Here is a 14,094-nt window from a genome sequence, read left to right on the forward strand (position 1 = left end):
CGCCCATGTCGAAGAACTTCCGCCTCGCCCTGATCCTGATTCCGGTCGCCGCCCTGCTGATCGCCCTGGGCTACTGGAACATCCGCCCGGAAAGCTTCATGGAGCGCCAGGCCACTGCACCCGCAGACGAGAACGCCATCGACTTCTATGTGGTCAATGCCACCAGCGTGCAATATCAGGAAGACGGCAAGCGTCACTACGAGATGACCGCTGCCAAGCTGGAACATGTCAAATCGAGCGACACCACCCTGCTGACCAATCCCGACCTGCAGCTTTACCGCGGCACCGAATTCCCCTGGCACGTACAGAGCGAGCGCGGCGAAGTCGGCCCCGAAGGTGAACAGGTGGAGCTGATCGACAAGGTCCGCGTGGAGCGCACCGACGCCAAGGGCCGCCCGACCATTCTTACCACCAGCCGCCTGACCGTGTTCCCGGACAGGGAATATGCGGAAACCCAGCAAGCCGTTAGAATTGACGCCGCCAACGGGGTTACCACGGCACAAGGAATGAAAGCGTACTTGAATGACAGCAGGATGATCCTGCAGTCCAACGTAAGAGGCCAGCATGAGGTTCGTTAAAACCCTCCCCCTACTGCTCAGCCTGGGCGCCGCACTCGGAAGTGCCAGCGCCTGGGCGCTGCCCAGCGACCGCGATCAGCCGATCCGCGTCCAGGCGGACAGCGCCGAACTCGATGACAAGCAAGGCGTGGCCGTGTATCGCGGCGACGTAGTCATCACTCAGGGCACCCTGAAGATCACCGGCGACACCGTGACCATCACCCAGAACGCCCAGGGCGAGCTGGAAGTCTTCACCTCGGTCGGCAAGCCTGCCTACTACGAGCAGAAGCCCGCGGTGGACAAGCAGATCGTCAAGGCCTACGGCATGACCATCCAGTACTTCGCTGCCAACGAGCGCATCGTGCTGATCGACCAGGCCAAGGTGATCCAGGAAGGCAACACCTTCGAAGGCGAGAAGATCGTCTACGACACCCAGCGCCAGATCGTCAACGCAGGCCGCGCCACGGGCACCAATGTCGGCACTCCGCGTCCGCGCATCGACATGGTCATCCAGCCGAAGAAGAAAGAGCAGCAAGCGGGACAAGCAGAGTAATGGCGACCCTCAAAGCCCAGCATCTGGCGAAGAGCTACAAGAGCCGCCAGGTCGTCCGTGACGTCAGCCTGTCCATCGACAGCGGCCAGATCGTCGGCCTGCTCGGCCCCAACGGTGCCGGCAAGACCACCTGCTTCTACATGATCGTGGGCCTGGTGAAGGCCGATCAGGGGCGCGTGCTCATCGACCAGCAGGATGTCACCCACCAGCCCATGCACGGCCGCGCCCGCGCCGGTATCGGCTACCTGCCCCAGGAAGCCTCGATCTTCCGCAAGCTCAGCGTGGCCGACAACATCATGGCCATCCTCGAGACCCGCAAGGAGCTCGACCGCGCCGGCCGCCATCGCGAGCTGGAGAGCCTGCTGCAGGAATTCCACATCAGCCACATTCGCGACAGCATCGGCATGAGCCTGTCCGGTGGCGAGCGTCGTCGCGTGGAAATCGCCCGCGCCCTGGCCACTGCCCCCAAGTTCATCCTGCTCGACGAACCCTTTGCCGGTGTCGACCCGATTTCCGTGGGCGACATCAAACAGATCATCCATCACCTCAAGGCCAAGGGGATCGGCGTGCTGATCACCGACCACAATGTCCGCGAGACGCTGGATATCTGCGAAACCGCCTACATCGTGAATGATGGCCAGCTCATCGCCGAAGGCAGTGCAGAAGAGATCCTGGCCAACCAGCTGGTCAAGGAAGTCTACCTGGGGCACGAATTCCGCCTTTGACGGACCAGCCCTGCGCGCAAAATGTTGCGGGCAGTAGAAAAATCATTCAAGGTCAGGCATATAATTTGCTTCCTGGTGGCGCCTCGGCGCCCTGTAGTGGATGGCGCATGTGCGCCGGCGAATAAGGTGCTAAGCCCTCTGCCATGAAACCATCGCTAGTCCTGAAGATGGGCCAGCAGCTGACGATGACCCCGCAGCTGCAACAGGCCATTCGCCTACTCCAACTGTCCACCCTGGATCTGCAACAGGAAATCCAGGAGGCCCTGGAGTCCAATCCCATGCTCGAACGCCAGGAGGAAGGAGAAGACTTCGACAACTCCGACCCCATGGCAGAGAGCGAGCAACAACCCAACTCCGCCAGCCAGGAATCCAGCTTCCAGGAATCCAGCGTCCCCACCTCGGAGAGCGAAAGCCTCGAAGACGGCGAATGGCACGAACGCATCCCCAGCGAACTGCCCGTCGACACCGCCTGGGAAGACGTCTACCAGACCAGCGCCAGCAGCCTCCCCAGCTCCGATGATGACGAGTGGGACTTCACCTCCCGCACCTCGGTGGGCGAAAGCCTGCAAAGCCACCTGCTGTGGCAGCTGAACCTGGCCCCCATGTCCGATACCGATCGCCTGATCGGCGTCACCCTGATCGACTGCATCAACAATGACGGCTACCTGGAGGAAACCCTCGAGGAAGTCGTGGAAGCCTTCGACCCAGAGCTCGAGATCGAACTCGACGAGGTGGAAGTCGTCCTGCACCGCATCCAGCAATTCGAGCCCGCCGGCGTCGGTGCACGCGACCTGCGCGAGTGCCTGCTCCTGCAACTGCGCCAACTGCCCGCCAAAACCCCCTGGCTGAGCGAAGCGCAGCGACTGGCAGGCGACTATCTCGATGTTCTCGGCAGCCGCGACTACAGCCAGCTCATGCGCCGCATGAAGCTCAAGGAAGACGAGCTGCGCCAGGTGATCGAGCTGATCCAGGGCCTCAACCCCCGCCCCGGCTCGCAGATCGAAGCCAGCGAACCCGAGTACGTCGTGCCGGACGTCATCGTGCGCAAGCACAATGAACGCTGGCTGGTGGAACTGAACCAGGAAGCCGTCCCGCGCCTGCGGGTCAACCCGCACTACGCCGGCTTCGTCCGTCGCGCCGACTCAAGTGCCGACAACACCTTCATGCGCAATCAGTTGCAGGAAGCCCGCTGGTTCATCAAGAGCCTGCAGAGCCGCAACGAAACGCTGATGAAGGTCGCCACCCAGATCGTCGAGCACCAGCGTGGTTTCCTCGAGTACGGCGATGAGGCGATGAAGCCCCTCGTCCTGCACGACATCGCCGAGGCGGTGGGCATGCACGAGTCGACCATCTCACGCGTCACCACCCAGAAGTTCATGCACACCCCGCGTGGCATATACGAACTGAAATACTTCTTCTCCAGCCACGTCAGCACCTCCGAAGGCGGTGAATGCTCGTCCACCGCCATCCGCGCGATCATCAAAAAACTGGTCGCTGCGGAAAATGCCAAAAAGCCGTTGAGCGACAGCAAGATCGCTGGTTTACTGGAAGCACAGGGTATCCAAGTGGCCCGCCGCACAGTCGCCAAGTACCGGGAATCCCTCGGGATAGCGCCTTCCAGCGAACGCAAGCGGCTGATGTGACGCGGATTGATCCACGCCAAAGTGTTCCGGTGGCAGGCCCGTTAGCCTGTCTCTTACACACGGGCAATAAGGAGAAAGCGGTATGCAAGTCAACATCAGTGGACATCAACTGGATGTGACCGACGCCCTGCGCGACTACGTTGTCGAGAAGTTCGACAAACTGGAGCGCCACTTCGACAAAATCACCAATGTGCAGGTGATCATGCAGGTGGAGAAACTGAAGCAGAAGATCGAAGCCACCCTGCACATCGCCGGTGGTGAGGTCGTAGCCAATGCGGAACATGAAGACATGTACGCGGCCATCGACCTGCTCACCGACAAACTCGACCGTCAACTGATCAAACACAAGGAAAAGCAGCTGAACCGCCAGCAGGGCGCCACCGCCCGCTGACATTCCCCTTCCTATGATCCGACTTGAGCAAATCCTGACCCCCGGCCGTTCCCTCGTGAACGTGCCGGGCGGCAGCAAAAAACGCGTCCTGGAACAGATCGCCAACCTGGTTGCTCGCGAACTTCCCGACCTCGACTCGCAAGATATCTTCGAAAGCCTGGTCGCCCGGGAGAAACTCGGCTCGACAGGATTCGGCAACGGTATCGCCATCCCCCATTGCCGGCTTCCCGGCTGCACCGCGCCCATCAGCGCCGTGCTGCGCCTGGACGCCCCCGTGGACTTCGACGCCATCGACGGCGCCCCGGTGGACCTGCTGTTCGTACTCCTGGTCCCCGAAGCCGCCACCGACGAACACCTGGAATTGCTCCGCCAGATCGCCAGCATGCTGGACCGCACCGAGGTGCGTGACCGCCTGCGCCAGACGCAGAGCAGCGACAGCCTGTACCAGGTGGTAGTGGACGTCCAGAACGGACGCTAGGACCTTGCCATGCGCCTGATCATCGTCAGCGGCCGTTCAGGCTCAGGCAAGAGCACCGCCCTCGACGTTCTCGAGGACAATGGCTTCTACTGCATCGACAACCTGCCCGCCGGCCTGCTCCCCGAACTGGCCGAGCGCGCGCTGCTGCAGACCGAGCTGCTGCACCCCCAGGTCGCCGTCTCCATCGACGCGCGCAACCTGCCCAGCCAGCTAAAGCGTTTCCCCGAACTCCTCGAAGAGGCCCGCGCCCGCCACATCCACTGCGATGTGCTGTACCTGGACGCGGATGACGAAACGCTGCTCAAGCGCTTCTCGGAAACCCGCCGGCGCCACCCGCTGACCAACGAAGACCGCTCCCTCGCCGAGGCCATCCTCGACGAAGCCTCGTTGCTCGCCCCCATCGCCGACCTGGCCGACCTGAAGATCGACACCACCCACCTCAACCTGTACCAGCTGCGCGACAGCATCAAGCTGCGCCTGCTGAACAAGCCTGAGCCGGGAACCGCCTTCCTCGTCGAATCCTTTGGCTTCAAGCGGGGCATGCCGGTGGATGCGGACCTGGTGTTCGACGTGCGCTGCCTACCCAACCCCTACTGGAAGCCCGAGCTGCGCGATCACTCCGGCCTGGACGCCAATGTCGCCGAATACCTGGCCGCGCAGCCGGATGTCGAGGAGATGTACCAGGACATCCTCGGCTATCTGAACAAATGGCTGCCGCGCTTCGCCGCCAGCAACCGCGCCTATGTCACCGTCGCCATCGGCTGCACCGGCGGCCACCACCGTTCCGTGTACCTCGCCGAGCGCCTCGGCCAGGCGCTCAAACCCAACCTGAAGAACGTCCAGGTTCGCCACCGCGACCTCAGTTAAAGGATCCCCGCCGCGATGCCAGCCTGCGAAATCACCATCATCAACAAACTGGGGCTGCATGCCCGCGCCGCGGCCAAGTTCGTTGGCGTTGCCGGGCGCTACCCCTGCCAGATCCGCGTGGGCCGCACCCCGGAAAGCCTGGTGGACGGCAAAAGCATCATGGCCGTGATGATGCTCGCCGCCGGCAAGGGCACCAACATCCACCTGCACACCGAAGGCGAGCAGGACGACGATGCGCTCAACGCACTGATCGAGTTGATCAATAACCGCTTCGACGAAGGCGAGTGACGGAAAGCCCGGCACAGAGCCGGGCCCGGAAGAGCTGAATCACCAAACCACCCCGCGACGCCTTCCCGGCGTCGCGACATCAGCGCCGGCCGATCAGGCCAGCGCCGTATCCAGCACCATCATCAGGCAGAAACCCGCGGCCAACCCAAGACTCGCTGCGGTCTCGTGCCCCTTGCGATGGCACTCCGGAATGATCTCGTGGGTCACCGCGAAGAGCATCGCCCCCGCCGCCAGGGCAAGGCCCCAGGGCAACAGCAACGCCGACACCTGCACCAGCCAGGCGCAGAGCAACGCGAACACCGGCTCCACCAGCCCGGACGCCGCGCCGATCAGCAGCGCCTTGCCCCGGGACATTCCCGCCCCCGCCAGCACCAGGGAAATGATCAGACCTTCCGGCAGGTCCTGCAGTGCGATGCCCAACGCCAGGCTGTCCGCGCCTGCCAACCCGGCCCCCGCCGCCACGCCCACCGCCATGCCTTCCGGGATGTTGTGCAGGACGATGGCGATGACGAACAGCAGGATGCGCGGCGCCAGCACCAGGCGATCGGTACGGGTATCCACCTCGAGCTGCCGCTCCGGCAGCAGCCTGCCAAGGCCGAACAGCGCACTGGCCCCCAGCAACAGGCCGAGGCTCATGAGAAAGCCTGCCGACCATTTGGAAAAGCCCAACTGGCCGGCCGCATCCAGCCCGGGGATCAACAGCGAGAACACCGTCGCCGCCAGCATCACACCGGCACCGAAGCCCAGCAGGGTGTCGGAGGTGCGCGCCGAGATGCTGCGCATGAACAGCACCGGCAAGGTGCCGACGGCCGTGCCCAACGCACACAGCGTGCCCGACTTCAGCGCATGCCAGAGATGAGGCTCCAGCGCACGCTCGGCAGCCAGCACCGCCTGCCAGGACAGCAGCAGGCAGCCGACGAGCATCACGCAGAGGCCAAGAACCTGGCGCAGGGAAAGCCCGCTGGGTAATAGAGAAGACATGGGACCCCGGCTGGGCGAGTGCAGGCGCCCGTCGGCGCCCAGGCTGTGCAGGTCGGGCTCAGGCATCAGGCCATCGCCTCTCGGTATCGACGGTCCACTTCGGCCCAGTCGATGACATTGTAGAAAGCGCCGATGTATTCGGGACGACGGTTCTGGTAGCGCAGGTAATAGGCATGCTCCCACACGTCCAGCCCGAGGATCGGCACGTTGCCGTTCATCAGCGGGCTGTCCTGGTTACCGCTGCTCTCCACCACCAGGCGCTTGTCCGGCGTCACGCTGAGCCAGGCCCAGCCGCTGCCGAAGCGGGTCAGCGCCGCCTTGGTGAAGGCCTCCTTGAAGGCCGCGAAGCCGCCCAGCTCCGCCTCGATGGCCGCACGCACGGTGCCATGGGGCTCACCGCCACCGGTGGGCGACATGACGGTCCAGAACAGCGAATGGTTGGCGTGCCCGCCGCCGTTGTTGATCACCGCACCGCGCAGTTGCTCGGGCACCTCCGCCAGGCGCTGCAGCAACGACTCAACCGGCAGCTGGCCGAGGGGGTTGCCCTCCAGGGCTGCATTGAGGTTGTTGATGTAGGTCTGGTGGTGCTTGCTGTGGTGGATTTCCATGGTCTGCGCATCGATGTGCGGTTCCAGGGCGTCGTAGGCGTAGGTGAGGACGGGCAGGCTGTAGGTCATGGTCGGTTCCTTGTTCAATGGTAGTAGCGGCTGCCGGAGGTGCTCGGCAGTGCTCGCGAAGAATGGCCAGGCACGATGCCGAGCAGGCGATCGGTACGGGGATAGGCGCCGTGCTCCTGGATGAACTGCAACAGGCTGCTGTAGGTGCAGCGGCTGTGGCGCAGAGCAACGTCGCGCAGCGCCTCGGGCAGGCTGGTGTCACGCAGCACCTGCAGCAGGCGCTCGTGGCAGGTGCAGAGGTTCTCCGCCGTCTCCTCCGGCTGGCCGAGCATCAGGTGCAGGTCGGCCAGGTTGTGGTGGGAGACCACAAACGCGGCCACCGCCTGGTCCGCATCCGGCCACCGCTCCAGCAGCATCTGCGCCTGGGCCAGGGCCTGCAGGTAAAGCTCTCGCGCCTCGATCCAGTCACCGCTGTGGAAGCTGCGGTTGCCAGCCTCGATGGTTCGTTTCCAGTACTCCATCGGCCACCTCCAGGTGGGCGAAGGGTGCCGCCGTGGCAGCACCCGGTGTCGCGGCTAGAGGCCGCCCTCGGTGAGTTTTTCCGGGTCGAGCAGCTTCTCCAGCTCCGCGCGGCTCAGCTCGGTGTTTTCCTCGGCCACATCGATCACCGGGCGCCCTTCGCGGTACGCCTGCTTGGCGATCTCGGCGGCCTTGAGGTAGCCGATGATGGGGTTCAGCGCGGTGACCAGAATCGGGTTGCGCGACAGCGCTTCGTTCAGCTTCGGCTGGTTGACCTTGAAGCTCGCCACCGCACGGTCGGCCAGCAGCAGGCTGCTGCTCGACAGCAGCTGGACGCTGTTCAACAGGTTGTGGGCGATCACCGGCAGCATCACGTTCAGCTCGAAGTTGCCAGACTGGCCGGCAACGGTGATGGCCGCGTCATTGCCGATCACCTGGGCGGCGACCATCGCCGTGGCCTCGGGGATCACCGGGTTGACCTTGCCCGGCATGATCGAGGAGCCCGGCTGCAACGCCTCCAGCTCGATCTCGGCCAGGCCGGCCAGCGGGCCGGAGTTCATCCAGCGCAGGTCGTTGGCGATCTTCATCAGGGTCACCGCCACCGTTTTCAGCTGGCCGGACAGGGCCACGGCGGTGTCCTGGGAGCCGATCAGGGCGAAGAAGTTGTTGCCCGGGGTGAACTGCAGGCCGGTGAGCAGGTTCAACTCCACGCAGAAACGCTCGGCGAAGCGCGGGTGGGCGTTGATCCCGGTCCCCACGGCTGTGCCGCCTTGGGCCAGTTGCTGCAGGCTCGGCAACAGCGCACGCAGGTGCTCGATATTGCTCTGCACCTGCTGGGCCCAACCGTCCAGCACCTGGCTCATGCGCACCGGCATGGCGTCCATCAGGTGGGTGCGGCCGGTCTTCACATAGGGGCGCACTTCCAGGGACTTCTCGCAGAGCACCTTGAGCAGGTGGCCGAGGGCGGGCAGCAGTTGCTCGCTCACCTCGATGGCCGCGCTGGCATGGATGCTCGACGGGATGATGTCGTTGCTGCTCTGCCCACAGTTGACGTGGTCGTTGGGGTTGACCTTCTCCGCCAGCAGCCGGCTGGCCAGGGTGGCGATCACCTCGTTGGCGTTCATGTTCGAGCTGGTGCCGGAGCCGGTCTGGAACACGTCCACCGGGAAGTGGGTCATGAAGTCGCCCGCCAGCAGCTCCTGGCAGGCGCTGACGATGGCGTCGCCCATGGCCGGGCTGATCTGCTCCAGGTCGACGTTGGCCCGTGCGGCAGCAGCCTTGGCGAGGATCAGTGCACGAATGAAAGCTGCCGGCATGCGCTGGCCGGAGACCGGGAAGTTGTTCACCGCCCGCTGGGTCTGCGCGCCGTACAGCGCCTTGGCCGGGACTGCCAGTTCGCCCATGCTGTCGCGTTCGATTCGGGTATCAGTCACGCTGTATTTCCTTCTTCCGGTTCGATGTAGCTCAGGGATGGCGCCAGGCGCAGGGTCGCCAGGCGCCGCTGCAGCCCGAGCAGGCGCTGGCGTCGCAACGGATCGCGTGCCAGCGGGCGCAGGGACTGCAGGGGTAGATAGGCGTGGTCGAGGCACAAGCAGCGCCAGTGCCAGGGCAAGGCGCGATCGGTGGCGCTGTCCAGCAGCAGCTGGAAGCTGCCTTCGAAAATGCGCCAGGCCGGCAGGTCGTGGTGCATGACCAACTCGTGGCCATCGTTTAGGAAGCGCGTCAGCAGGCGCGGGTCGTCTGGCGCCAGGGCGCAGCGGATGCGCTGGCCAAGCCAGCGCCAATCGGAGCATGCCTGGGGTTCGTCGAGACGGGGCCGCACTGCGAATCCTCAAATAGTAAGCATTCGCGTTTGAGAATAATAAACATTACTCGCACTTGCAAAGTGAAAGTGCGTCAGAGGCGGCCCCGCCTCACGTCAGCGGACGCAATCCACGCGGTAACGGCTGGCAGATGGGCCGCAAAAGCCCCTAACAACACCGATCTCCGGAGCGTATGAAAGTCGTGTCGTCGAGCGTGGCGGGGCCATCGGTGCGGGAAGAACACCCATAAAAAAACGCGCCACCAGGGCGCGTTCTTCATGACGACGGCTGGGCGGGCGATCAGCTGCCTGCCACCGTCATCCGCTCGATCAGCACCGAGCCGGTGCGGATATTGCCGCGCACTTCCAGGTCGCTGCCGACGGCGAGGATCTGGCGGAACATGTCCTTCATGTTGCCGGCGATGGTGACTTCCTGGACCGGGAACTGGATCTCGCCATTCTCCACCCAGTAACCGGCCGCGCCACGGGAGTAGTCGCCGGTGACCATGTTCAGGCCGTGGCCCATCAACTCGGTCACCAACAGCCCGCGGTCCATGCGGCGCAACAGCGCCTTCTGGTCTTCCTGGCCATGGGTGACGAAGAGGTTGTGCACGCCACCGGCGTTGGCGGTGCTGGGCAGGCCGAGCTTGCGCCCGGAGTAAGTGCCGAGGATGTAGGAGACCAGTTCGCCCTTCTCCACGAACGGCTTGGCGTAGGTCGCCAGGCCGTCGTTGTCGAAGGAGGCGCTGGCCATGGCGCGGGGGATCAGCGGGCGCTCGTCGATGCTCAGCCACTCGGGGAACAGGCGCTCCCCCAGTGCGCCTTCGAGGAAGGACGATTTGCGGTAGAGGTTGCCGCCGGAGATGGCCGACAGGAAGCTGCTGAACAGCCCGGTGGCCAGTTCCGCGGCGAACAGCACCGGCACCTCGCAGGTGGGTACCGGGCGGGCGCCCAGGCGACTGACCGTGCGTTCCGCCGCGCGGCGGCCGATGACCTGCGCATCGGTCAGCTGGGTGCCGATGCGGTTGACGTCGTACCAGTAGTCGCGCTGCATCTGCCCTTCGCCACCGGCGATCATCACGCAGCTCAGGCTGTGCCGGCTGCTGGCGTAACCGCCGATGAAGCCATGGCTGTTGCCATAGACGCGGCAGCCCTGGTGGGTGCTGAGGGTGGTGCCATCGGCGTTGCTGATGCGCGAGTCGGCATCGAAGGCTGCTGCCTCGCACACCAGCGCCTGCTCCACCGCCTGTTCGGGGGTGATGGCCCAGGGGTGGTAGAGATCGAGGTCCGGCAAGTCACGGGCCATCAGGCCGCGATCGGCCAGGCCGGCGCACTCGTCCTCGGAGGCGTGCTTGGCGATGGCCAGCGCAGCAGCCACCGTCTCGCGGATGGCATCATCGCCGGTGGCCGAGGTGCTGGCCGAACCCTTGCGCTGCCCCACGTACAGGGTGATGCCAAAGCCCTGGTCGCGATTGAACTCGACGGTCTCCACTTCGCGCTGGCGCACCGTGGTCGACAACCCCTGCTCCACCGAAACCGCGACCTCACAGGCCGTCGCACCCTGGCGACCGGCTTCGGCGAGGATGCGTTCGACCCGTGCCTGCAACTCGGGCAAGGCCTGCGGGCCGACCACTTCTACTTCACTCATAGCCACTCCAGTTCACAAAACCTTTTCGACGGGGCGGGCGCACCCGGCGCACCACCCCACGGACCGCACCATTGCGGCGCCAGCCGGGCCGGACAATCCCCGTCCGACTGGTTATCATGGCGGCGTTTCCCACTGGATCGCCCCCATGTCTGAATACCTCGACGACGACTTCTCCGGAGAGAAGAGCAAAACCCAGGTCAAGAAAGAGCTTCACGCCCTGCAGGACCTCGGTGAACGTCTGACCACGCTCAAACCCGATGTCCTCGCCAAGCTGCCGCTGACCGACGCGCTGCAGAAGGCCCTGCTCGAAGCGCCTAGGCACAAGGCCCACATCGCCCGCAAACGCCACCTGCAGTACATCGGCAAGCTCATGCGCGAGCAGGACATCGAGGCCATCGTCACCCTGGTCGACCAGCTCGACGCCTCCACCCGCCAGTACAACGAGCGCTTCCACAACCTGGAGCGCTGGCGCGACCGCCTCATCGGCGGGGACGACAGCACCCTGGAATCCTTCGTCGTCGAATACCCGGAAACCGACCGCCAGCACCTGCGCAGCCTGATCCGTCATGCCCAGCACGAGGCGGCCCGTAACAAACCGCCGGCCGCGGCGCGCAAGGTCTTCAAATACATCCGCGACCTGGACGAAACCCAGCGCGGGCTGCGTTAAAGGCCGCTGGAAGCTCGAAGCCGGAAGTCACACGGCTTCGAGCGCCCAACGCCCCTCCTCAAGCTCCCGTACCACCCACCGTGATCGCATCGATCTTCAGTGTCGGCTGACCCACGCCGACGGGCACCGATTGCCCATCCTTGCCGCAAGTGCCCACGCCGCTGTCCAGCGCCAGGTCGTTGCCGACCATGGAAACCCGGCTCATCGCCTCGGGGCCGTTGCCGATCAGGGTCGCGCCCTTGACCGGCGCGGTGATCTTGCCGTTCTCGATCAGGTAGGCCTCGCTGGTGGAGAACACGAACTTGCCGCTGGTGATGTCCACCTGGCCGCCGCCGAGGTTGGCGCAGTAGATGCCGCGCTCCACCGAAGCGATGATCTCTTCCGGGTCGCTCTCCCCCGCCAGCATGTAGGTGTTGGTCATGCGCGGCATCGGCAGGTGCGCGTAGGACTCGCGACGACCGTTGCCGGTGGGCGCCACGCCCATCAGGCGGGCATTGAGCTTGTCCTGCATGTAGCCCTTGAGCACGCCGTTCTCGATCAGCGTGGTGCACTGGGTCGGGGTGCCTTCGTCGTCCAGGCTCAGCGAGCCACGGCGGCCCGCCAGGGTGCCGTCGTCGACGATGGTGCAGAGGCTGGAGGCGACCTTCTCGCCGATTCGCCCGCTGTAGGCCGAGCTGCCCTTGCGGTTGAAGTCGCCTTCCAGGCCGTGGCCCACCGCTTCGTGCAGCAGCACGCCGGACCAGCCAGCGCCCATCACCACCGGCAAGGTACCAGCCGGCGCCGGAATGGCTTCCAGGTTCACCAGCGCCTGGCGCAGCGCCTCACGGGCGTAACCCATGGCGCGGTCTTCCTGGAGGAAATAGCGGTAGTCGGTACGCCCGCCACCGCCGTGGCCACCGCGCTCGCGGCGACCGTTCTGTTCGACGATGACGCTGACGTTGAAACGCACCAGCGGGCGCACGTCGGCACCCAGGCTGCCATCGCTGGCGGCGACCAGGATGTGTTCCCAGACACCCGCCAGGCTCACGGTGACCTGCTTGATGCGCGGGTCCAGCGCACGGGTGGCGACGTCGATGCGCTTGAGCAGCTCGACCTTCTCGGCGCGGTCGATCACATCCAGCGGACTGTCCGGCGCGTAGAGCCGGGCGACGTCCGGGCTGGCGAAGGCCTGCACGCGGCCCTGCTGCCCGGCACGGGCTATGGAGCGTGCGGCACGGGCCGCCTGGCCCAGCGCATCGGCGGTGATGGCGTTGCTGTAGGCGAAGCCGGTCTTCTCGCCGGACTGCGCGCGCACGCCCACGCCCTGGTCGAGGTGGAAGCTGCCGTCCTTGACGATGCCGTCCTCCAGCACCCAGGACTCGGAAACCTGGCCGTGGAAGTACAGGTCGGCGGCATCGATGCCCGGGCCGGCGACTTCGCCCAGCACGCCCGGCAACTGCTCGATGGTGAGGCCGCCGGGTGCCAGCAGCTGGTCACTGACGGATAACAACAATTGGCTCATAACTTCTCCGTTCTCGCCGGCCCGGGTGCGGCCGGCGTCAAGAATCTTCTGTGTGCCGTCACCGGCATGCGCTGGCGCACCGCCAGCTGTTCGTCCGTATCGCGGCGGGCGATCAGCACCGCCTCGCCGCTGGCCTGTTCGGCAATCACCCGACCCCATGGATCGACGATAGCCGAATGGCCGAAAGTCTCGCGCGGCCCCGGATGAACGCCACCCTGCCCCGCCGCCAGCACATAGCACTGGGTCTCGATGGCCCGCGCCCGCACCAGCACCTGCCAATGCGCCGCACCGGTCACCGCAGTGAAGGCCGAGGGCGCGGTGATCAGCTCGGCGCCGGCCTCGCGCAATGCCCCATACAGTTCGGGGAAGCGCAGGTCATAACAAACCGTCAGGCCCAATCGGCCCACCGGCGTATCGGCGAGCACCACACGCTCGCCGAAGGCATAGTCGTCCGATTCGCGGTAGCGGCCCCGGGCATCGGCCACGTCGACATCGAACAGGTGGATCTTGTCGTAGCGCGCCACCCGCTCGCCTAGCTCGTCCACCAGCAGCGAACAGGCGTTGGGCTTGGCGTCCGGCGCATCGTCCGGCGGCAACGGCAAGGTACCGGCCACCACCCATAACCTGAGGTCACGGGCCACCTGTTTCAACCAGGGCAGGATCGGGCCTTCGCCAAGCGCCTCGGCACGGCCGATGGCGGCGTAGTCGCGGCGCCCCATGGCGGCGAAGTTCTCGGGCAGTACGGCGAGGCGCGCGCCGCCCTTGGCAGCGGACTCGAGCAAGCGACGAGCGGTCGCAAGATTGGCCAGGACATCGTCCTGGCTGACCATCTGGATCACCGCGAAGGTCATGGCATTC

17 protein-coding genes are annotated in these 14,094 nt (G+C 65.1%); 9 read left to right on the plus strand and 8 right to left on the minus strand.

Translation table 11 applies throughout. From position 1 onward, the window contains the following. The first annotated feature begins 5 nt into the window (after window positions 1–5). The 8 genes from lptC (at window position 6) to OEJ36_RS04600 (ending at window position 5,502) form a co-directional block, all read left to right on the plus strand. On the plus strand, window positions 6–578 hold the full coding sequence (gene lptC / locus OEJ36_RS04565; protein ID WP_184488687.1) for an LPS export ABC transporter periplasmic protein LptC: 573 nt from the start codon (window positions 6–8) through the stop codon (window positions 576–578). Then, window positions 565–1,110: a lipopolysaccharide transport periplasmic protein LptA gene (gene lptA, locus OEJ36_RS04570; RefSeq protein WP_021217835.1), complete on the plus strand. Its 546-nt coding sequence runs from the start codon at window positions 565–567 to the stop codon at window positions 1,108–1,110. Before lptC ends, lptA begins: the two co-directional genes overlap by 14 nt. Then, entirely contained in the window at window positions 1,110–1,835 is a 726-nt protein-coding gene (gene lptB, locus OEJ36_RS04575; RefSeq protein ID WP_021217834.1) for an LPS export ABC transporter ATP-binding protein, read from the plus strand. Before lptA ends, lptB begins: the two co-directional genes overlap by 1 nt. 143 nt (window positions 1,836–1,978) lie before the next feature. After that, window positions 1,979–3,478 (plus strand): RNA polymerase factor sigma-54, encoded by a 1,500-nt coding sequence (locus tag OEJ36_RS04580; RefSeq protein WP_263400540.1) that lies wholly within the window; start codon window positions 1,979–1,981, stop codon window positions 3,476–3,478. Between the two features lie 82 nt (window positions 3,479–3,560). Further along, complete coding sequence (gene hpf, locus OEJ36_RS04585; protein ID WP_263400541.1) at window positions 3,561–3,869, plus strand: ribosome hibernation-promoting factor, HPF/YfiA family; 309 nt, start codon at window positions 3,561–3,563, stop codon at window positions 3,867–3,869. A gap of 13 nt (window positions 3,870–3,882) precedes the next feature. Then, window positions 3,883–4,347 (plus strand): PTS IIA-like nitrogen regulatory protein PtsN, encoded by a 465-nt coding sequence (gene ptsN / locus OEJ36_RS04590; RefSeq protein WP_021217831.1) that lies wholly within the window; start codon window positions 3,883–3,885, stop codon window positions 4,345–4,347. A gap of 9 nt (window positions 4,348–4,356) precedes the next feature. Beyond that, window positions 4,357–5,214, plus strand: coding sequence for an RNase adapter RapZ (gene rapZ, locus OEJ36_RS04595; protein ID WP_263400542.1), 858 nt, complete (start codon window positions 4,357–4,359; stop codon window positions 5,212–5,214). A 15-nt stretch (window positions 5,215–5,229) separates the two neighbouring features. Beyond that, window positions 5,230–5,502 (plus strand): HPr family phosphocarrier protein, encoded by a 273-nt coding sequence (locus tag OEJ36_RS04600; protein ID WP_263400543.1) that lies wholly within the window; start codon window positions 5,230–5,232, stop codon window positions 5,500–5,502. A gap of 93 nt (window positions 5,503–5,595) precedes the next feature. Here the strand turns inward: OEJ36_RS04600 and OEJ36_RS04605 are convergent, their stop codons facing one another. The 6 genes from OEJ36_RS04605 to pmbA all read right to left on the minus strand — a co-directional run bounded on the left by OEJ36_RS04605 (window position 5,596) and on the right by pmbA (window position 11,068). After that, complete coding sequence (locus OEJ36_RS04605) at window positions 5,596–6,483, minus strand: ZIP family metal transporter (RefSeq protein WP_411860968.1); 888 nt, start codon at window positions 6,481–6,483, stop codon at window positions 5,596–5,598. 65 nt (window positions 6,484–6,548) lie between these two features. Next, entirely contained in the window at window positions 6,549–7,160 is a 612-nt protein-coding gene (locus tag OEJ36_RS04610; RefSeq protein ID WP_263400544.1) for a superoxide dismutase, read from the minus strand. Window positions 7,161–7,174: 14 nt separating this feature from the next. Then, complete coding sequence (locus OEJ36_RS04615) at window positions 7,175–7,621, minus strand: tetratricopeptide repeat protein (RefSeq protein WP_021217777.1); 447 nt, start codon at window positions 7,619–7,621, stop codon at window positions 7,175–7,177. Window positions 7,622–7,675: 54 nt separating this feature from the next. Beyond that, entirely contained in the window at window positions 7,676–9,052 is a 1,377-nt protein-coding gene (gene fumC / locus OEJ36_RS04620; protein ID WP_263400545.1) for a class II fumarate hydratase FumC, read from the minus strand. Next, window positions 9,049–9,441 (minus strand): FagA protein, encoded by a 393-nt coding sequence (locus OEJ36_RS04625; protein WP_263400546.1) that lies wholly within the window; start codon window positions 9,439–9,441, stop codon window positions 9,049–9,051. Before OEJ36_RS04625 ends, fumC begins: the two co-directional genes overlap by 4 nt. Window positions 9,442–9,721: 280 nt before the next feature. Then, complete coding sequence (pmbA, locus tag OEJ36_RS04630) at window positions 9,722–11,068, minus strand: metalloprotease PmbA (RefSeq protein ID WP_263400547.1); 1,347 nt, start codon at window positions 11,066–11,068, stop codon at window positions 9,722–9,724. Window positions 11,069–11,213: 145 nt separating this feature from the next. On the opposite strand from pmbA, the gene yjgA reads away from it, so the two are divergent. Beyond that, window positions 11,214–11,735, plus strand: a complete 522-nt coding sequence (yjgA, locus tag OEJ36_RS04635; protein ID WP_021217773.1) for a ribosome biogenesis factor YjgA — start codon at window positions 11,214–11,216, stop codon at window positions 11,733–11,735. 58 nt (window positions 11,736–11,793) lie between these two features. On the opposite strand, the gene tldD is transcribed toward yjgA, so the two are convergent. Together tldD and OEJ36_RS04645 are read right to left on the minus strand one after the other, a co-directional pair. Continuing rightward, window positions 11,794–13,236, minus strand: a complete 1,443-nt coding sequence (tldD, locus tag OEJ36_RS04640) for a metalloprotease TldD (protein WP_021217772.1) — start codon at window positions 13,234–13,236, stop codon at window positions 11,794–11,796. Then, entirely contained in the window at window positions 13,233–14,087 is an 855-nt protein-coding gene (locus OEJ36_RS04645) for a carbon-nitrogen hydrolase family protein (RefSeq protein WP_263400548.1), read from the minus strand. The genes tldD and OEJ36_RS04645 overlap by 4 nt, the downstream gene beginning before the upstream one ends. Between the last annotated feature and the right edge of the window lie 7 nt (window positions 14,088–14,094).

Source organism: Pseudomonas sp. PDM13, from assembly GCF_025685765.1.
Classification (GTDB): Bacteria; Pseudomonadota; Gammaproteobacteria; order Pseudomonadales; family Pseudomonadaceae; genus Metapseudomonas; species Metapseudomonas solani.